The organism is Nocardia glycosmidis, assembly GCF_052545115.1.
The window spans coordinates 108,594-129,215 of the sequence record NZ_JBQWRH010000009.1; the positions used below are offsets into that span (position 1 = coordinate 108,594).

14 protein-coding genes and 1 pseudogene are annotated in these 20,622 nt (G+C 69.6%); 6 read left to right on the forward strand and 9 right to left on the reverse strand.

The window, feature by feature from the left end; genetic code table 11:
• Positions 1 to 86: 86 nt before the first annotated feature.
• Positions 87 to 4,694 (reverse strand): cation-translocating P-type ATPase, encoded by a 4,608-nt coding sequence (locus ACT86A_RS13745; RefSeq protein ID WP_445092485.1) that lies wholly within the window; start codon positions 4,692 to 4,694, stop codon positions 87 to 89.
• A gap of 94 nt (positions 4,695 to 4,788) precedes the next feature.
• Positions 4,789 to 4,959, reverse strand: a pseudogene (locus ACT86A_RS13750) (glutathione-dependent formaldehyde dehydrogenase); the annotation flags it as partial.
• Positions 4,960 to 5,037: 78 nt separating this feature from the next.
• On the opposite strand from ACT86A_RS13750, the gene ACT86A_RS13755 reads away from it, so the two are divergent.
• The gene (locus ACT86A_RS13755; RefSeq protein ID WP_445092486.1) at positions 5,038 to 6,501 is read left to right on the forward strand and encodes an aminotransferase class I/II-fold pyridoxal phosphate-dependent enzyme; all 1,464 of its coding nucleotides are present in this window, start codon (positions 5,038 to 5,040) and stop codon (positions 6,499 to 6,501) included.
• 193 nt (positions 6,502 to 6,694) lie between these two features.
• On the opposite strand, the gene ACT86A_RS13760 is transcribed toward ACT86A_RS13755, so the two are convergent.
• Positions 6,695 to 7,030, reverse strand: a complete 336-nt coding sequence (locus ACT86A_RS13760) for a histone-like nucleoid-structuring protein Lsr2 (protein WP_445092487.1) — start codon at positions 7,028 to 7,030, stop codon at positions 6,695 to 6,697.
• A 580-nt stretch (positions 7,031 to 7,610) separates the two neighbouring features.
• Here ACT86A_RS13760 and ACT86A_RS13765 point away from each other — a divergent pair.
• The gene (locus tag ACT86A_RS13765) at positions 7,611 to 8,762 is read left to right on the forward strand and encodes an FIST signal transduction protein (protein WP_445092488.1); all 1,152 of its coding nucleotides are present in this window, start codon (positions 7,611 to 7,613) and stop codon (positions 8,760 to 8,762) included.
• Complete coding sequence (locus ACT86A_RS13770; RefSeq protein ID WP_445092489.1) at positions 8,759 to 9,508, forward strand: Mut7-C RNAse domain-containing protein; 750 nt, start codon at positions 8,759 to 8,761, stop codon at positions 9,506 to 9,508. The genes ACT86A_RS13765 and ACT86A_RS13770 overlap by 4 nt, the downstream gene beginning before the upstream one ends.
• Before the next feature lie 15 nt (positions 9,509 to 9,523).
• Here the strand turns inward: ACT86A_RS13770 and ACT86A_RS13775 are convergent, their stop codons facing one another.
• Both ACT86A_RS13775 and ACT86A_RS13780 read right to left on the reverse strand, forming a co-directional pair.
• Complete coding sequence (locus ACT86A_RS13775; protein ID WP_445092490.1) at positions 9,524 to 10,303, reverse strand: alpha/beta fold hydrolase; 780 nt, start codon at positions 10,301 to 10,303, stop codon at positions 9,524 to 9,526.
• A 254-nt stretch (positions 10,304 to 10,557) separates the two neighbouring features.
• Complete coding sequence (locus ACT86A_RS13780; RefSeq protein WP_445092491.1) at positions 10,558 to 10,971, reverse strand: DUF7144 family membrane protein; 414 nt, start codon at positions 10,969 to 10,971, stop codon at positions 10,558 to 10,560.
• Between the two features lie 261 nt (positions 10,972 to 11,232).
• Between ACT86A_RS13780 and ACT86A_RS13785 the strand changes: the two genes are divergently transcribed.
• Positions 11,233 to 13,809 carry a helix-turn-helix transcriptional regulator gene (locus ACT86A_RS13785; RefSeq protein ID WP_445092492.1) on the forward strand — a complete coding sequence of 859 codons (2,577 nt, stop codon included), beginning with the start codon at positions 11,233 to 11,235 and terminating at the stop codon, positions 13,807 to 13,809.
• Between the two features lie 134 nt (positions 13,810 to 13,943).
• On the opposite strand, the gene ACT86A_RS13790 is transcribed toward ACT86A_RS13785, so the two are convergent.
• The gene (locus ACT86A_RS13790) at positions 13,944 to 15,167 is read right to left on the reverse strand and encodes a serine hydrolase (RefSeq protein WP_445092493.1); all 1,224 of its coding nucleotides are present in this window, start codon (positions 15,165 to 15,167) and stop codon (positions 13,944 to 13,946) included.
• A gap of 1,245 nt (positions 15,168 to 16,412) precedes the next feature.
• Between ACT86A_RS13790 and ACT86A_RS13795 the strand changes: the two genes are divergently transcribed.
• Positions 16,413 to 16,808: a hypothetical protein gene (locus tag ACT86A_RS13795; protein ID WP_445092494.1), complete on the forward strand. Its 396-nt coding sequence runs from the start codon at positions 16,413 to 16,415 to the stop codon at positions 16,806 to 16,808.
• A 160-nt stretch (positions 16,809 to 16,968) separates the two neighbouring features.
• Positions 16,969 to 17,775: a DUF72 domain-containing protein gene (locus ACT86A_RS13800; RefSeq protein WP_445092495.1), complete on the forward strand. Its 807-nt coding sequence runs from the start codon at positions 16,969 to 16,971 to the stop codon at positions 17,773 to 17,775.
• Positions 17,776 to 17,899: 124 nt separating this feature from the next.
• Here ACT86A_RS13800 and ACT86A_RS13805 read toward each other — a convergent pair whose 3' ends face one another.
• From ACT86A_RS13805 to ACT86A_RS13815, 3 genes are read right to left on the reverse strand one after another with little or no spacing between them, the layout of a single operon-like run.
• Positions 17,900 to 18,223: a ribbon-helix-helix domain-containing protein gene (locus ACT86A_RS13805; RefSeq protein ID WP_445092496.1), complete on the reverse strand. Its 324-nt coding sequence runs from the start codon at positions 18,221 to 18,223 to the stop codon at positions 17,900 to 17,902.
• Positions 18,216 to 18,494, reverse strand: coding sequence for a hypothetical protein (locus ACT86A_RS13810; RefSeq protein ID WP_445092497.1), 279 nt, complete (start codon positions 18,492 to 18,494; stop codon positions 18,216 to 18,218). Before ACT86A_RS13810 ends, ACT86A_RS13805 begins: the two co-directional genes overlap by 8 nt.
• Before the next feature lie 34 nt (positions 18,495 to 18,528).
• On the reverse strand, positions 18,529 to 20,592 hold the full coding sequence (locus tag ACT86A_RS13815; protein WP_445092498.1) for a DUF4153 domain-containing protein: 2,064 nt from the start codon (positions 20,590 to 20,592) through the stop codon (positions 18,529 to 18,531).
• Positions 20,593 to 20,622 lie beyond the last annotated feature (30 nt).

A 20,622-nucleotide genomic window follows, 5' to 3' on the forward strand; every position in this document is an offset into this window, starting at 1 on the left:
AGAAGGTAGGTCCTGGTCGATGAAATCCATCGTGCGCAACAAATATCTGCCGCATTGCGAACGCCAAAGGATGGGTCGGCCGCCCGTCACGACAACGCAGCCGCGTCGGTGCTCGACACACCTGCTCGGTCGCCGGCTGGGAACAGCCGCGGCAGGACGGCGGCGGCAGCGGTGGCAGTTGCCGCGCACGTGGTCGCGAGCCCCCATCCGACCGGGCCCAGCGGCCGGCAGCCGAAGTAGGTGCACAGCCCCGGCGTCATCACCACGGCACCGAGCACCGCGCCGCTGGCGGCCGTGGTGATCCAGACCAGCGGGCTGCGGTAGCCCGAGACGAGGGTCTGCCCGAGTTGGGTACCGATGAGCGCGACCAACCCGATGGTGGCGGCGCGCGGTTGTGTGCCGGTCATGCGGCCCAGGGTCCAGGCGACGGATGCGCTGGTGGCCGTCGCGACGCCGCGGACCGCGAGGGCGTGCAGCAGATCCGTGCCCAGGTGTGCGACCGGGAGGTCGGCGAGTTGTTCGGACGCGCGCTCGGCCCGGGTCTGCGGATCATTCGTGTCCGCCGGATCGGCGGTGTCCCGATCGCGGGACAACGCCAGCGCCATCGCCGGGAACATATCCGTCAGCATGTTCACCAGCAGGAATTGGCGGGTGCGCAGCGGGGCGTGGCCGCTGACGGCGGTGCCGTACAGCGTGAACGCCACTTCGCCCGCGTTGCCGCCGACCAGCACGCCGACGGCATCGGTGACGCGCTGCCACATACCGCGCCCTTCGATGAGGGCGTGCAGCAGCGCCAGCGGATCGGGATGGGTGAGCACCAGGTCGGCGGCGTTGCGGGCGGCCGCGGAACCCTGGGCCGCCACACCGATTCCGACGTCGGCGGTGCGGATCGCGGCGGCATCGTTGCTGCCGTCGCCGGTCATGCCGACGACGTGCCCCGCGCGGCGCAGCGCGGCGATGATGCGGACCTTCTGCTGCGGGTCGACCCGGGCGAAGACGGTGCCGTGTTCGATCAGCTCGGCCTGCGCGGTGTCGTCCCGGCCGTCCAGCTCGGCGCCGGTGATCACCTTGCCGGGATCGATGCCCAGTTGCCGGGCGACCGCCGCCGCGGTCACCGGATGGTCGCCGGTGATCATGCGGACGCTGATGCCGTTGCGCCGCAGCGCGGTGACGAGCGGCAGAGTCTGCGGGCGTGGAGCGTCGGCCAGGCCGAGGAAGCCGAGCAGAGTGAGCTGTTCGACGGCGGCCTCGACGTCGTCCGGCTCGGCGCGCAGGTCACGGCGTGCCACCACCAGGACGCGCAAGCCCTGTTCGGCCAGGTCGTGGATCGCTTTTTCGGCGCGCTCGCGGATGTGGTCGTCGAGTGGATCGCTGTCGGTGTCGCCCCTTCGCACGCCGGTGCACCGTGGCAGGACCACCTCGGGCGCGCCCTTCACGATCAGCCGCAGCTTGTGGGTGGTGCGGCCGAGCACGGCGGCGTAACCGCGGTTGGACTCGAACGGGATCTCCTCGATCGGATCCCAAGGGCGAGTGGCGTCGCCGAGCACGTCGTCGGCGGCCTCGACCACCGCGCGGTCGGTAGCGTGCACGATCGGGCCCTCGTCGGGATCGGGGCAGGCGCGGGCTGCCGCGCGCAGCAACCTGCGAGCGTCATCGGAGTCCGCGTCCGGGGCCCACTGCTCGTCGAGGTCGGCGAGGGTGGTCAAGCGCAGGCGGCCCTCGGTGAGGGTGCCGGTCTTGTCGAAGCACAGCGTGTCCACCCGCCCCAGCGCCTCGACCGTCCGGCTGGCGCGGACCAGCACGCCGTGCCGGGAGAGCCTACGGGCGGCCGCGAGCTGAGCGACGGTGGCGACGAGTGGCAGTCCCTCGGGTACCGCGGCCACCGCGACGGCCACGCCGTCGGCGATCGCGGCCCGCAGCGGTCTGCCACGCAGCATCCCCAACCCGGTCACGATGCCGCCGCCGGTCAGGGTCAGCGGTAACGCGTGGTCGGTCAGACGGCGCAATTGCGCTTGCACTCCGCCCTTTTCGGGTGGGATGGCACCGGCGGCCGCACGTCCGGCCTGGGTGTCGGCTCCGACCGCGACGACGACCGCCCGACCTGCCCCGTTGACCACGGTGCTGCCTTCGAAGACCATGCACGCGCGATCCCCCACCACCGCCCCGGGGGTCGCGGCGACCTGCTTGTCGACGGTCACCGACTCGCCGGTGAGCCCGGATTCGTCCATCTCCAGGTCGTCGGCGTACAGCAGCCTGGCGTCGGCGGGGACCACGTCACCGGCGCGCAGCACGATCGCGTCACCGAGAGTGAGCAGGTTCGCGGGCAGGAGGTGCTCGTGCGGCTCGTCTGCGTCCAGTTCGGCGCGATCGATGACACGTGCGGTGAGCTGTTCGTTCTCGAACAGCCGCCGCAGCGCATCTTCCGCGCGCTGGCGCTGCCACGCGGAGACCAATGCGTTGACCGCGAGCACCGACGACAGGAGCACAGCGTCCGACGGGGCGCCGAGCACGGCGGTGGCGATCGCGCCCACCCCGAGAATCGGGGTCAGCGGATCGGACAGCTCGCGGCGCAGTTGCCCCGCGAACGATGTCGCGGACATGAGGACGGTCAGGCCCGGAATGCGAACGGGTGGGCTCGGTTCGGCACGGTCGGACACTGCCGTTGGCTCCGGCAATCGGTTCAGTGCCTCCCTGGGTTCGAGTGCGTGCCAGGGCAGCAGCGGGGCGAGCGCCGCGCGTGGCTCGGTCCGTGCCGCGCGCCACCCGCTGTAGGCGCCGGTGCAGAATCCCAGGTAGTGCGCGGCGGCCATCGGCGAAGCGAGGCCGCGCGCGTTCGGGGCGACAGCGAGCAGCAAGCCGCCCACGGCGGCCGCCGACAAGGCGAGCGAACGTCCGCGTTCGCTCACCTGACGAGCCGGAGCGACGGCGGCCAGTATCCGCTGCACCTGCGTGAGATCACGGCAGACCAGGTCCGCGGTCCACGGCAGCTGCAGCACGCCGTCCGGCCGCGCGGCCAGCCCGATCGCGACGTCGGCGGTCGCCAGCGCCTTGTGCGCGGAGGAACTCAGCACGGCGACCACATGCCCGTCCCGCTGCAGTTCGCGCACCAGTTTGCTCAACGAGCGGGCCGGGGCCACGAATTCGTCGGACATCGACCGCAACTCGGCGGCATCGGCGTCGGCGACCAGGATCACCCGCAGCCCCGCGGCTCGCGCTCGCCCGAGTACCGCGTGCGCGCGGCGGTCGAGTTCGCGTCCGATCAAGACTCGGCCGACCGGCTTGCCGTTGTCGTGGAGCTCTCGCCATACCGGGCGCCGCGTCGCCCCGCGATCCGGCCTCCCCGTTCCGGCCTGTATCAACTGCTGCCGGTGGTCGGCCGGCTGCGAGCCGTCAGCAGGGCTGTGCGCGGTGTCCTCGGCCCAGAGCAGACGCTGACTCGCACTCCAGACCTCGGCGATCGACCAATGCTCGTCGGTCGTCTCGGCGTCGAGGACCAGGCGACGTGAGGTCAGCAGCGCCTCCCCGTCCACGACCAGCGCCGACAACCGATCCAGGCGCCGCCAGGCCCCGGGGTGCATGGTGAGGGCTCCGCCCCGGCCGATCAGCGTGGAAACCAGCGCGCCGTAGGCCTCGCGGCCGGCCCGCGCCGCCTTCGGCGCGCCGAGTTCCAACGCGTCGGCCGCGCCGAACAGGCCGCGCCCGCCCAGGACGGCGGTGAACGCACCGGCAAGCGCACCCGCGGCGGTTTCATCGGCGACTCGCTCGACCGGCCCTTGGGGCATCTCGACCACCCGCGAAGACGACGCCAGCGGTTGGCACAGCTGCGCGGGCCGTCTGTCGACCTCGGGCTCCCAGCGCTGCCATTGGGTGTACCGGGTCAGCGCCTCCACCAATGTGAAGCCCCGGTATACGGCGTCGATGACGAGATTCGCGATGCCCTCGGCCGCGTTGTTGCCCAGTGCGTTGCCGACGGCGCCGGCCGCGACGAGCACAGTATCCGTGCGTGGACGGCCCAGTAGGTCCTCCAGAAGTCCACGTGCCCTGGGCTGGGTGTCGACCAGCGCGGCCGCCGCGCGCAACATCCGGGCCGGTCCGCGCAGCGGCAGTACTGCTCCCGCCGCCGACAGCCCGATCGCGCACACGTCCCCCGCGAACTGAATTCCGGCCGCCAGCAAAGGTTCTCGATCGTCGGGGTGTTCGCAGTCGCGCCGCCAATCCAGGTCGTCGACGGCGGTGGCGGCCTCGACCGACTCGACGGCCGCGACCAGGGCGGGCAGGTCGGCCGCCCCGTGGACGAGGGCGGCGACGACGCGGCCGGTCACCGCGTTCACTCGCCACCAGCGCACGTCGCGGCTGCGGTCGAGGGTGCGCCGCAGCGCCTGGGTGACGGCCTCGCTCTTGCTCGAGTCCAGACCGCGGACCTCCACCGTGGCGCGGTCGTCGTGCACTGCCACTCGACGCTGGGATCGCAGCGCGTGCGGGTCGACCAGGGCCGCGAACTCGTCGCGCAGTTCCTCCTCGCGTCCGAGGTGCAGCAACGACACGCGCGCCGCGACCGCGTGCACGGGCGCCAGCGCCGCCTTGGCACCCAGAACGACCGCCGATTCCACGCCCGCGCGCGCCGCCTGCGTTGCCACGGCGGTCGGCGCCTCGAGCCACCACCGCCACACGACTGCGCGTAGTGAAGGAGTCATACCCGGCAGCTACCCAGGGACGGACCCGGCAAACCGGCCTCGAACCCGGTGGCGACCACCTCGATCGAGACCGGTGCGGGTGGGTTCGCGCCGGTCAAGTGGTCGCGGCGGGATCGAGGACGATCTTCATCGCTCCGTCCGATTTCTGCTGGAATATTTTATCCGCCTGTGCCGCATACGACAGCGGAAGGCGATGGGTGGCAAAGGTTTCCACGCCGAGCGGGTCGCCGTCCCGCGGCAGCGGCACGATGTCGTCCGTCAATCGACAGGCCCGGCGGCCGGGCCGGCGCGAGCGGACGCACGCTGGGGGTGTGCCGCCACCGATTCCGGGTAGCCGGTAGCCGTGGACCATTCACGAACTCCGTTGCTGGAAGCGCTGGCCGACTATCACCGGATGGGCCGATACGGGTTCACGCCACCCGGACACCGGCAAGGACGCGGCGCCGACGAACGCGTCCTGGATGTCATCGGATCGGACGCCTTCAGATCCGACGTCCTGGTCATTGCCGGGCTGGACGACCGTCTGGCGCGCAACGGCTATCTCGCACGGGCCGAAGCGCTCATGGCCGACGCGGTTCGGGCCGAAACCGCGTTCTTCTCCACCTGCGGCAGCTCGCTGTCGGTCAAGGCGGCCATGATGGCGGTCGCAGGCGGACACGACGGCGGTCTGCTCGTAGCACGTGACAGCCATAAGTCCATCGTCGCGGGACTGATCTTCTCCGGGGTGCAACCGCACTGGATCACCCCGCGATGGGATGCCCAGCATCATTTCTCCCACCCGCCGTCCCCGCAGCAGGTGCGCCAGGCCTGGGAGCAGCACCCCGAGGCGTCGGGTGCGCTGATCGTGAGTCCGACGCCGTACGGCACCTGCGCGGACAGCGCGGCGATCGCCGCGATCTGCCACGAACGAGGCAAGCCGCTGATCGTCGACGAGGCGTGGGGCGCCCATCTTCCGTTCCATCCGGACCTGCCGACCTGGGCGATGGACGCGGGCGCGGATATCTGCGTGGTCAGCGTGCACAAGATGGGCGCCGGATTCGAACAGGGTTCGGTGTTCCATTTGCAAGGGGATCTGGTCGATCCGATCCGGCTCAGCGAATGCGCCGACCTGCTGATGACCACCAGCCCGAACGTGCTGATCTACGCGGCGATGGACGGCTGGCGCAGACAGATGGTCGAGCGCGGGCACGAATTGCTCGGCGAAGCGTTGCGGGTCGCCGAGCACGCCAGGCGGCAGCTGACCGAGATCCCGGGTATCGAGGTGCTCGAGCAAGAACTGCTCGGTGTCGAAGCCTCGCACGATCTCGATCGCCTGCAAGTGCTGATGGATCTGTCCGGCACCGGGGCCAGCGGCTATCAGGCGGCCGACTGGCTGCGGGAACACCGGCGCATCGACATGGGTCTCGCCGATCACCGCCGACTGCTCGCCACGCTGTCCCTCGGTGACGACAAAGGCACCGTCGATACCTTGGTCGACGCGATCAGGGCATGGCGCGATCAATTGACCGAGCCCTCGCCGGCGCGCATCGACCTGCCCTCCCCCGCGGACCTGCAACTGGACACGGTGATGCTGCCCCGAGACGCGTTCTTCGGGCCCGCGGAGACGGTGCCCGTCCACGAGGCCGTGGGCCGGGTCGCCGCCGAGCAGCTGACGCCGTATCCACCGGGCATTCCGGTGATCCTTCCCGGGGAGATGATCGACGGGCCGGTGCTCGACTATCTGCGCACCGGTGTCGAGGCGGGCATGAATGTGCCGGATGCCGCCGATCCTCGGATACGCACGATTCGTGTGGTCGCTCGCCTGTGACCCGGCCCGGTGACCGCGTGGTCGGCGGGGGTCCTCGCCCTACGGGTCCGCCGAACCCGACCGGGGTACCGGCCGGTCCGGTGTCCCGCGCAGCGCCGCCCCTACCGCGTGCGACAGTTCGCGACGGGGCCGCGGCACATTCTGTGACGAGGCATCCGCAGTCATGGTGGCCGCGTACCCCGGTTCGGCGCCGCTACGCGTTGGCTTTCTTGTAGGCCTCGACCACTTCCGCGGCGATCCGCCCCCGGGCCGAGACGTCGATGCCGTTCTTACGCGCCCATTCCCGGATCACCGTGGCCTGCTCACGCTCGGTCACCGAGCGTGGTGCACCGCCGCGGCCCCGGCGCGCACGCCCGACCTTGCGCGCGTATGGGACCCACTGCTCGAAGAATTCACGCAACTGACCGGCGTTTTCCGTCGACAAGTCCATCTCGAAGGCCACGCCGTCCATTGCGAAAGACACCGTTTCCTCGGCCTGAGACCTGCCGTCGTAGTCATCGACCAATGTCACGACGACTTTGCGTGCCATAGAGATAATCCCTTCACGGTTACCGAGCGTGTGTAGTCGAAAAACTTTCGTAGCCAGTAGATAACAGATCAGTTCCGGCCCGGAAACAGCGGGGTCCCCACCTCGCTGCGGCCTCGAGCGCCTCCCCATATTGCACGCCGCCCCCGCACGTCCGCAAAACAGCACTGTTCTGCACGGTCTCACTCCGTTTTCCATCCCAGGACCATTCGCCGGCACAGTGAAAGGCGCTTCTCTGAGCCACGACCATGCGCCGAGCGCCGGCCTTACCCGGCCTGTCGGCTGCGCCGCCACCCTCGAACACGGTCGAGTCGTTCGGTCCGCTGAAAACGGCCCGGATCGTTTTCGGCGGACCGTTCCCACCGCCGTCGTGGCCGCGTTCGACGATCGTGCGTGCACCGAGCTGAGACAGATCCGTCCGCCCGAGACGTCGCCGCCGACTACCGGAGTATCTGTCGCGGAAGCCGAGGGCCGACCTCGTCGGCTTTTCCGCCGCCCCCAGCCCGCGCACCCTGGGCCGAAAATGAAATATGTTGCGCGGCAAGAAAACATAATTCAGCCACAGGTTGGCTACGATGGAAGGGTGCGGATCGGAGTCGGACTCTCCACCGCGCCTGCGGCGCGGCAGGCCGGCGCGGAAGCCGCGGCACATGCGCGTTACCAACTCACGAGCGAGTATCCGTCGCTCGCGGTGCTGCTCGCCTCACGGGCGCACGCCGACGATGCCGCGGCCGTGCTGGCGGGTGTCCACGAGACAGTCCGGGTGCCCGCACTCGTCGGATGCGTGGCGCAGGCAATCGTCGCGGGCCGCCGGGAGATCGAGGACGAGCCCGCAGTGGCGGTGTGGCTGGCGTCCGGTCTGCCCGCCGAGACATTCCGGCTGGACTTCGTCCGTACCGCGACCGGCGGGCTGCTCGCCGGCTACCGCTTCGACAAGGACGCGCGCGACTTCCACCTGCTGCTACCGGACCCGTACTCGTTCCCGGCCGACGCGTTGCTCGAGCATTTGAACGCAGACCTGCCCGGCACCATCGTGATGGGCGGGCTGGTCAGCGGCGGACAGTATCCGGCCGGGAGCAGGCTGTTCCTCGACGATGACGTGGTGTCCTCCGGCGCGGTCGGCGTACGGCTGCCCGGCTTGCGCGGAGTCCCGATCGTGTCGCAGGGCTGCCGGCCGATCGGATACCCCTATATCGTCACGGCCGCGAATGGCGAGCTGATCACCGAACTCGGCGGCCGGCCGCCGATCGTGCGGCTGCGCGAAATCGTCGACGTGCTGCCGCCCGATCAGCAGGAACTGCTGGAGAACGGCCTGCAGATCGGCATCGTGGTCGACGAGCATCTGGCCGCGCCGGGGCAGGGCGATTTCCTGATCCGCGGCATCCTCGGCGCCGACCCGTCCAGCGGCGCGATCGAGATCGGGGAGGCCGTCGAGGTCGGCACGACCGTACAGTTCCAGGTCCGGGACGCGATCGGAGCGGACAAGGATCTGCGGGAGGCCCTGGCGCGGGCCGGCACGGACCTGTCCGGGCGACTCGCCGGTGCGTTGCTGTTCACCTGCAACGGACGCGGCCGGCGGATGTTCGGCGTCGCCGATCACGATGCCACGGCAATCGAAGACCTGCTCGGCGGCATTCCGCTCGCGGGATTCTTCGCCGCGGGCGAGATCGGCCCCATCGCGGGCCGCAACGCGCTGCACGGATTCACGGCATCGCTGGCGCTGTTCGTCGAATGAGCGTCGACATCCGGGTCTACGCCGAGCTCAACGACTTCCTGCGGCCCGACGAGCGATACACGGTGCTGCGCCGGCCGTACCGACCGCACCAGACCGTGAAAGACCTCATCGAGGCCGCGGGCATCCCACACACCGAGGTCGATCTGCTGCTGGTCAACGGGCAGCCGGCCGACTTCGGCCGGCACCCACGAAGCGGTGACCGGATCAGCGCGTACCCGGTATTCGAAACCCTCGACATCGGTCCGGTCACCAGAGTCCGCCCCCATCCACTGCGTGAGCCGCGTTTCGTCGCCGACGTCAATCTCGGGGGGCTCGCCAAGCTGATGCGGCTGATGGGCCTCGACGTGCAGTGCCGCCGGAATGCCGACGACGCCGAGCTCGCCGAGGTGTCCGCGGCCGAGCACCGGATCCTGCTCACCCGCGACCGCGGACTGCTCGAGCGGCGCAACGTCACACACGGTGCGTACATCCGATCCGACCAACCGGCCGATCAGGTCGTCGAGGTGATCCGGCGGCTCGATCTGGTCACGCACCTGGCGCCGTTCACCCGATGCCTGCGCTGCGGTGGGCAAATCGTCGACGTAGCCGAAGCCGATGTGGAAGATCGGCTGGAACCGCTCACTCGCCGTTACTACGACACCTTCCGCCAGTGCCGCGATTGTGGGCGGATCTACTGGCGAGGCTCCCATCATGCCCGCCTCCGCGCGACCGTGGCGAAGATCCGCGCGGCGCTGGAACGCCGCTGACCTGTGCCGCGGGAGCTACGACGCCTCGGCCGCGGTGGTGTGCGTGGCGGCGAGGATGGTCCGGGCGACCAGCTCGGGATCGTCGATCATCGGGACGTGGCCGACACTGGGCAGGAGCGAGAAAGCAGCCTCCGGCAGCCGTGCTCGGGCGATCGGCCCGTGGATCCGTGCCGGAAGAACGCGATCGTTTGCCGACCAGGCCACCGTGATCGGGCACGGCAGCGATTCGAGGGGTGCGATTTGCTCGTCGGTGCTGAGCAGGTCGGCGGTGATGGTGCACCCCAGCAGATCCCGTAGGACGGTCATGGCTTGTGCCGGTGTGATGCGATCGCCATGCTCGGCGACATGGCGCAGCGCTACCCGCCGGATCACCGCACTGCGCAGTCCCAACGGTGCCAGCAATCCCAGCAATCGGCCGGCGGCCGCCTCGCGTGCGAGGCGACGCTCGGCGACGGACCGGCTGGTGCTGCCGCAATCCCAGAATCCGGCCGGCGACAGCGCGCAGACGGTCTGCGCACGCCCGCGGCGGGCCAGTTCGATCGCCATCCATCCCCCCAGTGAATTGCCCGCGAGGTGGGCACGGCACAAGCCCAGTGCGTCCAGGCGCCGCTCGATGTCGTCCACCAGGTGCTCGACCCGCGCCGGACGACGCAGCGCGGGTGGCCCACCGCGATGACCGAGGGCGGTCGCGGTGATGACCTCGTGTTGCGTTGCCAGTAATGGGATGAGCTCGTCCCACACCCGCTCCGACATGGCTACACCGTGCAGAAGTACGAGCGGGGGCTTGCCGGCCATGGGCGTCCTTCGATTCGTAGTGGGATGTCGAAGGGTGGATACCACAACCGAGCCCGCGGCGACATCGAAACCTGTGGCTCGGCCGACGGGCTGCGCGGATCTGTCACTGTGCGCGAAACCGGGCATGAACTCCCGACCGCCCGAACGCCGGGCCGTCGGCAGACGCGCAGACCACGGCGCGGTCGATGTCGGGCTCGACCGCGCCCTGCGCACCCAGCCTGCCGGGTTTCGACTGCCGCGAAAGTTCGACCCGGTCAGACCGTTTCCGGCCGCCAGGTGGCGATCGCCCAGATCACGACGACGTTGAGGGCGATAACGAGGATCGACCAGGCCGGGTAGTACGGCAGCCACATGAAGTTTCCGATGATCGACAAGGCGGCCAGGCAGATCGCCGTGACCCGGGCCCAGGTCGCGCCGGTCATCAACCCCAACGCGGCGATGATCAGCAGGATCCCGAGCACGATATGGATCCAACCCCATGTTGTGGTGTCGAACTTGTAGACGTATTGCGTGCCCACTATGTACAGCTCGTCCTCGGCGACGGCGGAAATGCCCTCGAAGATCGACAGCACACCAACGGTCAGCAGCAGAATCGCGGCCGCTATGGACGTGCCCGCCGCGATGCCACGGCGCACGGGGTGTTGTTCCGGTGCGGTCATGTGCGTCATTCGGTCGCCCCTTTCTGGAAAGTAATGGACGCAGTTCGAATCTCCACCACGGGCGCGTTCGGCACTTCACCCATTTCGGGTGGCTCCGGGGTTGTGCGCCCATCCGGTGTGAAATTTCAATAACGACCGCACATCATCGGGTCGGGGGCACTTTCCGCCGGGTAAGTTCCGGTAGCTAGGCGCGGTAGTGATTTGTCAGCACACGGCCCGGGAGGCACGGTGACCACATCCCACGTTCCCGCTCTACGCCGCATCCCATCCATGGCGCGAACCGCTGCCGAGATACCGGCGTTGCCGTTCGTGCCGATCCCACGAACGGACCTGCTGGGCGGAATCGATGCCGTCCGGCAATCCGCCAACGGGGGTGTGCTGCTGATCTGCGCACCGGCGGGAACGGGAAAGACGGTCCTGCTGGCCGATTGGGCAACCCGCCACACCGCGACCGAACCAGACCTGGTTTGGCTGACCATCACCGAGGAACTCACAGACGCCGCGACGCTATGGGCCGCGCTGCACAGTCGGCTCGGCATCCCTCCCGCGGAGAGCGGCGCTCCCGCGACCGCGGGCGCGGCGGAGCTGGCCGAAGCGCTGGCCGCGCGGGCCACGCCCACGGTACTCGTACTCGACGACGCACATCTCATCGCCGATCCGCTCGCCCTTGCCGGAGTCGAGTACTTCCTGCACCATGCGCCACCGACTGTCACGACGGTGCTGTGCGCCCGCCATGCTCCGCCGATCCGATGGCATGTCCTCGATCTCCAATCGCGCCTGACCCGCTGGAGCATGCGCGATCTCGCCTTCACCCCGGATCAGATCGACGCGTTGTGTCGCGACCGCGGCTGCGAACTCACCGACGCGGAGCTGGACACCCTCGGCACGCTGACCCATGGCTGGGCGGCATTGGTACGCATCGCCGCGGCCCATCTGGCGGCCCGGTCCCAGGACCGGGGCGCGGCGCTGACCATCTTGGCGCGGCCGCCGCGTGCTGTCACGGAGTTCCTGGTCGGCGAGCTCATCGCGGAGCTGCCGCCCGCGCTGCGTCGGTTCCTCACTTACACCAGCATCCCCGTCTCGTTCACCGAGCAGCTCGCCGACGAACTCGCCGGCGGCGGCACGAGCCACTATCTCCACGAACTCGACCGGATCAATTTCCCGATCAGCGCCGATTCGCGCGGTGACGACGTCTGGTACCGCTGGCACCCGATGGTGCGCGCCTATTTCCTCGCCGAGGCTCATCGGCTCGGGCCACAGCTGTGCGCGGATCTGCACGGGCAGGCGGCCCGTTGGTTGCGTTCCGCGGGCCTGCCCGCGACCGCGCTGTCCCATTTTCTCGCCGACCCGGACCGGACGATCCTGTGCGAATTCCTGTCCGGCCACGCGCTGCGGATCGTCTTGGACGGAGCGGGCGACAAGCTGTTCGACGGGCTCGCACAAGCGGCACCCACCTTGCTCGATGATCCGTTCCTGTGGCAGGTGCGGGTTGTCGACGCGCTCGTCCGCGGCAGTGCCACCGCGGCGCGCGCCTACCTGGACACGGCGACGGCGTGCCCTGCGAGCAAGGTTTCCTTCGCCTCCGCCGAACGGGTGGACACGCTCGCACGCGCCGCGACGATCGACGTCGCGGTGACCACCGGGACCGCACTCGGTGAATTCCGGGACGAGATCGCGCCCACCGGGGATCCTGATCTCGACGCGTACAGCGCGATTCAGGTCGCCAGCGGACTGGTCGCCCGCGGTGCGATCGCCCACGGCGAGCAGTTGCTGCATTCGAGTCTGGCGCTGGCCGAGCACACCGGGCGGCCATGGTTGGTGCTGCGGGCCCTCACTCGGCTCGCGTTCGCCGCGAAATCCGTCGACGCCGCCACCACGATGCGTGATCGCGCGGCCCGCGCCCTGACGATCGCCGACACGCACGGGCTGTCGGCGGCAACCGACGCCGTTCAGTCGACCGCCGTCGCCGCCTACGGCGCCTACCTGCAAGGTGAGACACCTGATCCGGCGCAGGTGAGCGCCGTCCTCGCCGAGCAGGTCGAGCACGACGGGTCGGCCGGTCCCGTCGCGGGGTGGCATGGTCAGGTGATCGGGCGGCTGCTGGAGCTGCAGCGGACCGACGAGCCGTCCGCCGCGGTCGAGGCGCTGCGCCGCAGCTTGCTCATGCTGGCGGAGCACCGGGCCTTGCCGTCGGCGACGGGCAGCCTGATCCTGCCGGTGGTGTGGGCGCTGCTGCGCGTGCACGATCCCCGAACCGCGCAACTGCTGGTCGAGCGAGTCCGCGGCGTCCTCGGCGACCTGCCCGAAGTGCGCCTTGCCGATGCCGCCCTCAGTGCCGCGGCCGATCGCCCCAAGGCGACCTGCGCCATCCTCGAACCGCTGCTCGATGAGGCGGCCGATCTGCGTCCGGTCAGCGCGATCACCGGATGGCTGCTGTACTCCGCGACCCAGCACGAGGCCGGTGCACCGGCCAAGTCCGTTGCCGCACTGGAGAACGCACTGAACGCCGCAGCGCCGCAGCGCCTCATCCGGCCGTTCCTCGACATGCCGGCCGCCCTCCCCCTGCTGGACAGCTACGCGGGCCGATTCGGCCGGTCGGAAGGATTCGCCGCCGAGATCCGACGGCACCCCGCGGTACTGCGAAGGTCGGCCTACCCCGCACTGACCCGCACCGAGATGACGGTGCTCAAACAGTTGCCCTCGGGCCGCACCGCCCAGCAGATCGCCACCGACCTCGGTGTCTCGGTCAACACCGTGAAAACCCACCTGCGGGGTATCTACGGCAAATTGGGATCGAATTCCCGGGTCGACGCGCTCGAGCACGCCCGCCGCAGCGGGCTGCTCTGATCTACGCAATATTCTGCCCCGCGCAGCGTTCGGGCTCAGGCCTCCTTCGAACGCTGTCACCGCGCGGAACCGCGCCGCTGTCCGGGTTCGTCACTCTGCGGAAGGGATCAGCGCGCAGCCCCGAGTCGTGCGAATTACTGGTCGACGGGCACCGTGGCGGAGATCTGCGCGACCAACTGCCACGGCCGATTCGTGTCGGTGCTTGCCTTGCCGCTGGTGAGGATCGCGCCGGACAGCCCGCGCGCCGGGTCGGCCCAGCCGTACTGGGTGGTCAACCCGCTGCGTCCGAAGTGCGCTCCGGTCTCGCGGCCGAACTTCGAGCGCCGCCCGCCGAGCTCGAAACCGGCTCGGCTGACCCGTCCGGCCACGCCCGGAATCCAACGGGCCGGCCGCACGGCCTCCTGCAACGTCTCCGGCCGGATGATCCGGCGGCCGTCCGGTGCGCCGCGCGTGAGAATGTCGTAGAACCGCGAGAGCTCGGCCGCGGTGGTGATCAGGTTGCCCGAGGGCAGCTCCGCGGTCAGGAAGGCTTCGGTCGCCGCACGGGACGCGCGGTCCATCCGTCCGCCGATCGCCTTACCTGCGAGATAGGTCGCGATCCACGGCGGGGCGGGACCGATCTTGACGCTCGGTACCACCTTGGCCACGTCCTCGGGCAGCACACCGAAGCTGGTCCACCGGAAACCGAACGGCTCGAGCACCTGTTCGGACAAGTGCTCCCGCAGGCGTTTTCCGGTCGCCCGCCGCACCAGCAGCCGCAGGATCAGTCCGCTGGTCAACGCGTGGTACACGCGGAAGCGGCCCGGCTTCCAACTCGGGACCAGATCGGCCAGCGCGCGTACCGCCAACTCCTCGTCGAGCACCAGGTCGACGCCCTGATACGGCGGCGTGATGAAGGGAATTCCCGCCGAGTGCGACAGCACGTCACCGATCGTGATGGCAGCCTTGCCATTCGCCGCGAACTCGGGGATGTAGTCGGACACCGGATCGTCCAGGCCGAACGCGCCCTGTTCGATCAGCATGAACATCAGCGCACCGGCGACGCCCTTCGCTGTCGAGAAGCCGCAGAACGGCGTGTCCGGGGTGGCGAGCACTGCGACCGCCTCCGGCCCGTCGCCGGGTGCGTTGCCCCAGCCGTGGCCGATGGCCCGGTTCACCATGAGCTTGCCGTTGCGGCGCAGGCACACCTGAATGGCCGGGGTCGTGCCCAGCCGGTACCACGCGCGCACCGACTCCCACACCGACTCGATGTCCGCGCGGCTGAGCCCGGCGTCCGCCGGGTCGTCCTCGGGCCCTCGGGTCGTCACCGCGTCCAGGTCCTCGGCGATCGCCACCGATCCGGCCGTTCGTGCGCTCACTCGGCCAGCTTATCGGCCGAGAGCAGCCGCTGTCGGTGCGCGGTGGTTCACAGCTCGGCGACGCGGTAGCCGATAAGGTTGCACCGCTGGGGATTCCGTTACCGGGCACGCCGATTTCACGTGCTCTCCTGCGTGACCGAGCGGAATACCGGTCGCGAGTCGTTCGCGCACCGAGGCCACCTGCACCTCGCAAGTCCTGCACCCGCACAGCCCTGCATCTCGCATAGCGTCGGCTAGGTGCGGGACGGGAGTGCGGCGGACACTTCAGCACCGCGAACGACCCCGGCGCGCGACGGGTGGAGCGCGCATTCCTTCAGATTTCGATGTCGCCTCGCCTGCACGATCACCGGATCGGCGTCCTAGAGCGAGGTGCGGATTCAACCGGGGAGCCGGGCGGCGTCGTTGGCCACACCGTCAGCCGGCGGAGCGGCTCCGGGTGCCGATGTCGTCGACGACTGCCTCGGCGTCTCAGGCTGTGAGGGCCCCACCCCACCCGGCAGCTGGTCCGGAGGCATGGGCGGCTCGGGGTCGACTGGTCGTTGGGCCTCGGCCGTCAGAGGAGGCTGCGTGGGCGGCAGAGACGGTTCGGGATACGGGAGCGACGTCGCCGCAGGAAGGGGAGCTACCGCAGGGGTCCCGGCCACCGGATTCTGGATGACCGGCTGGTCCTCGGGCGTATGCACGACCGCGGCGGCGGCCGCGCCCGCTAAGGCGGCGGCCGCCGCCGCGACCAGCATCGCTCGCCCCGTATGTCGCCGACCGGCCGCAACTGATATTCCGACTGTGGCCCTCATGAGTTCACCTCGAATCCGATCAATAGGGATTCGTCACGGAAATAGCCAACGATTGGCCCAGGTTCGCCCGGGACATGGTCGCGGGTCGCGTCGGCACCAGTCGCGCTGAGGCGGCCCAGTACACCTGCCGTCCAACAGTCCCACAACCGTGGATGCGGTACAGCCGAAGCCGGCACCCGGCACGCCCGAATACGGGCGCAGCGACGGTCGAGCCCGCCCTCTGGCTGAGTCGCCGAACCGAGCAACTCCTCGTTTTCGAGCCGCCGCAGCAGCGCGGTCGCTTCGCTTCGCGAAGCGCGGCGCGGGCATAGTGCCCGGCCCGGTCCGACGCCGCGTGCCGCGCGGCTGGTCAGCTCACATCGACAGGAACACAAGCACTTCGGCGCGCCGAGCCTGGTGTATAACTTCCATCGGCCCGGTCGACTCCACCGACAAGCGATAGCGAGACACGATGCACGGTTACCTGAACCAGGTCTCCCACGGCACCACTCCCTCCGGCTATCCGACGCGTGAACCGGAAGTCCGGGTGGTCGAGCCGCCACGCAAGGCGGATCTGGTTGTCAGCGCTCTGCTGTGGTTGCTGCCCGCGGCGTTGGCCACGATGTCGGTGGTTCTCGCGCCGTGGTTCCTGATGGCGGGCGGAATCTGCGCGGCAAAACCGGAGTGCCGGGTCGACACCAGCGCGGGCGTGTGGATCATGGTCGGCGGCGGCGCTTTCGGATTCGCGGTCGGCGCGGCACTGTCCGCCGCGGCGGCCAGGCATGGGCGGGCGCTGTTTCCCGGCGCGCTGGTCGGTGCCATGCTGGTCGTTCTGGCGTGGTTCGCCGCCTCGTTCGTGATGGGCTGACCACCTCGCTGCAATCACCCGCCACAACCGACGCGAACACCGCTACCGCAGCCGGTCGTCGTTGCGGCCGCTTGTGCGACGAGTTCCAGGTGTGTCTCCCATGCCGCGCACTGCAGAGCCGGCGGGTGCGAGTCGGCAGGTCGTTTGCCACGATGGAGGGATGGGCCGGATCCGGATCGGCACGTCAGGGTGGCTGTATCCGCCCTGGCGGGGGACGTTCTATCCGCCGAGCCTGCCACACAAGCGTGAACTGGCCTATCTCTCGGAGCGGCTCGACAGCGTCGAGATCAACGGTTCGTTCTACGCTCTGCAACGCCCGTCGAGCTATCAGAACTGGTCGGCGCAAACCCCAGATGACTTCATATTCGCGGTGAAGGGCAGCCGTTTCCTCACCCACATGAAACGGCTGCGCGACGCAGACGAGCCGCTGGCGAATTTCCTCGCGTCCGGCCCGCTGGGGCTGGGGCCCAAGCTGGGTCCGATGCTGTGGCAACTGCCACCGACGTTGCGCTTCGACGCGGACGTGCTGGACGCGTTCCTGGCCCGCCTGCCCCGCAGCACCGAGCAGGCCGCCGAGATCGCGCGGCGGCACGATCATCGCGTCGATCCCGCGCACACCTGCACCGACGCTGACCGTCCGATGCGGCACGCGCTGGAGATACGGCACGACAGCTTCGCGATGCCCGCGTTCGTCGACCTGCTCACCCGCCACGGCGTGGCGCTCGTCGTCGCCGACGCGGCGGGCAAGTATCCGTTCCTGGAGGAGGTCACCGCGGATTTCGTCTACGTCCGGTTGCATGGGCACGACGAGCTCTACGTCAGCGGCTACACCGACGACGGCCTGGACATGTGGGCGGACAAGATCCGCTCGTGGGCCCGATCCGGCGATGTGTACACGTATTTCGACAATGACGCGAAAGTGCGGGCGCCCCGCGACGCCATCGCCTTGCGGGCGCGTCTGATGTAGCCGATCGTGCGCAGTCGACTCCGGAGTTCGCTCGTCTCGACAGTCGGCTGTCGCCCTCGTATCCGAAGAATGCGCGCCGATGCCGCGAGAACGCTCGGTGAAGGTTGCCGCCCCGAACGGGGGGCTACGCCGACTGGCGCAAGGGGTGCAGGGCCGCGAGCGCGCGCAGCGCGTCGGCGCGGGAAATGGGCTGATCGTTTTCCAGCGCGGCCAGTTCCAGCTCGATCCAGTCCCGGATGAGCGCGGACATCGTCACGTTGCGTTCCCCGGCGGCCTTCTTGACCCGCTGGTGCAGGTCGAACGGGATACGCAGCGAGGTGGTGACGGTGACCGTGTCCTCGGCGCGCAGCGGCGGCGGCAACTCGGCCGGGCCGACGGGCACCCCGCTGTATTCGAGGCCGGATAGGAAGTCCTGGACGTCCTTCGGATTCGTCGGGTAGTCAGTCATCAGCGTGCTCCCAGCGCTCGAGTTCGGCCGCCTGGGAGTCGGTCATCTCGACCGCGCCCAGGATGTCCCACTGCCAGCCTTCGGTGCGGCGGACAGCGACGATGAGTGGCCGGCCGGCCTCGGTGCGGCCCCACACCGTCAGGACCGACAGCTCGTTCCGGCCACGTGCCCACCGAGGCCATCGGCGGGCACCCATGAGCACCTGCAGCACTTCGCGAGGGTCGATCCCCACCAGCGACAACAGCGCCCACTCGGGCCAGTTGTAACCCACGGTCAGCGATAATACAAGTGTATTGCATCCGGGCTCACCGTGCTCTCGCCCGGGACAGATTCCAGCTCTGCCAGGTGTCCCGCCCGAGGTCGGCGCGCAACTGGTTGCGCAGTTCGGTCCGCAGCGGCTCAGGAAGCCGATCGGTCGCGGGCAGGATGTCGGGCGAGAGGGTGCCCAGATAGTCCGTGTCCAACGACCTACCCTGCTGCCAGCGGACGATGTTCTGCTCGGCGATCAACCGTTCCGGATCGAGGACGGCGAGCGCGAGCAGCGTCGCCACCGCCGTGCCCAGCACGGCCCGCGGCAGCCACGCTCGCCGCAACCGCATGACGGCGAGCAGGACCAGGAGATAAACCAGGCCGAGCCACACCTCGCAGACTTCGACCAGCAGACGCAGCACCGTGAAGCCGTAGGCCCGCTGATAGGTCCACATCCGGCCGAGCGCCGAGGCCACGATGATCAGCGCGAGTCCACTCACTACCGTGAGCATCGCACGCAGCCACCGGCGGTCGGCGTCGGTGTCCTGCGCCGCCCAGCGCAGCACCGCCATGAGCACCGCCAGGGTGAGCACCGTGACGGCGGACAGTTGCCAGAACCCGGTGCGCGCGTACTCGGCGTAGGTCAGACCGGCAGTGCGCTGGACGTATCCGTCGCCGCCGAACAGCACGACGAACTGCGTGGTGACGAACACCGCGAACAGAATCGCCAGCGCGCCGACGGGCAGCGCCCATTCGGCTCGGCGCAGACCTCGCCGCCGGACGGGCGCGGCGGCGGGCGGCGGCGGCCCGGCCAGCACGAACAGCGCGCCGAGCACGCCGAGCACTGCGAGTACGAACAATACGATCCACCGCACCATCGCCGCATCATCAAGATCCGGCGTCACGCTCTGGAGCAGGTCGGCGAAGATCGCGTCCGCGCTGCCGAGCAGCGGCACGAACACCGCGAGCAGCGCGACGGTCACTGCCGCTGACAGTGCGAGCCGCCACCTGCGCGTCACGTCGGCCCCGCGTGCGCGTGCCGTGGCCGAATACACCCACGGCACGGCCGCCATGGCCGCAAGCGGTACCGCGAGCGTGTCGTAGACGATCCCATTGGCCGAGCGACGTCCGACGACAGCCAGCGAACCGGCGAGACCCGCCGCTACGACACACAAGGCGAACAGCCAGCCCGCGGCGCGGAACGTGCCGACCGCAAGCAGGGCAAGCGCGAGGACCGCCCACCAAAGCCTGCCCAGCTGCTGTCCCCGGCCGGCGAAGCCCGTGGTGGCAGCGGTCTGCCCATCCGTCCAATCCGAGCGGAATTGTTCACCGCTCGCAGCACCGGGTCGCGCACGCAGGCCCCGGCGCGCAGTACGGTCGACGAGGACGACCGCCGCCGCGCTGATGGCGGCGGCAACGACCCAGCCCAGGCCCGGCCGATCCCAGGGGATCAGGATCGCGGCGGCCGCCCCGGCGATCAGCGCGGCAGGCACCACACCAGGCGGGTACGCGACACGTCCCCACCTGGGTGGACGCGTTCGCGATGTTCGTGCAGCCGGCGAAGCGGGCGGCACCGGGCCGCTGTCGCCCACTCGAGTTTCTTGTCCCGCGCCGTCCGGTACCTGCTCCGCACTTCTCGTCGGCGCCTGTTCGGTCGTCTGCTCGGCAGACGCCTGTCCCGCCCCATTCGCTGGCGCCTTCGGCACCGATCCGTGCGTGACCTGCGCCTTTCCCGCCACCCCGTCCGGCCTCTGCGACGGCACTGCCGGAGCCTCCTGCGCGTCCGCTACCCCCGCGTCCGCCGCCGGCCGCGTATTCTCCGCCTGGACGTCCGCCTTCTGCGCATCCACTGCCTGCGCCTTCTGCGCCTCCGCCATCTCCGGCTGCGCTATCTGTACTCTCACGTCTCCCGTCGGCGCGCTCTGCGCCTCGATGTCCGGCGCTGCGCGCACAATCTCCGCCGCTGCAGCGGCAGGCAACGACCCCGCCGTGTCTCGGTCGAGTTCTACGCCGGCATCTGCGGACTCACCCGCTAATTCGCCGGGCTTGCCGAGCGCCACCGGCGGCGACTCGATCGGTGAGGCGGATTCGGTTGCCTCGGATTCGGTTCCTTCGGACATGACCGTTCCCTTCTATGGGCCTGCGGAATC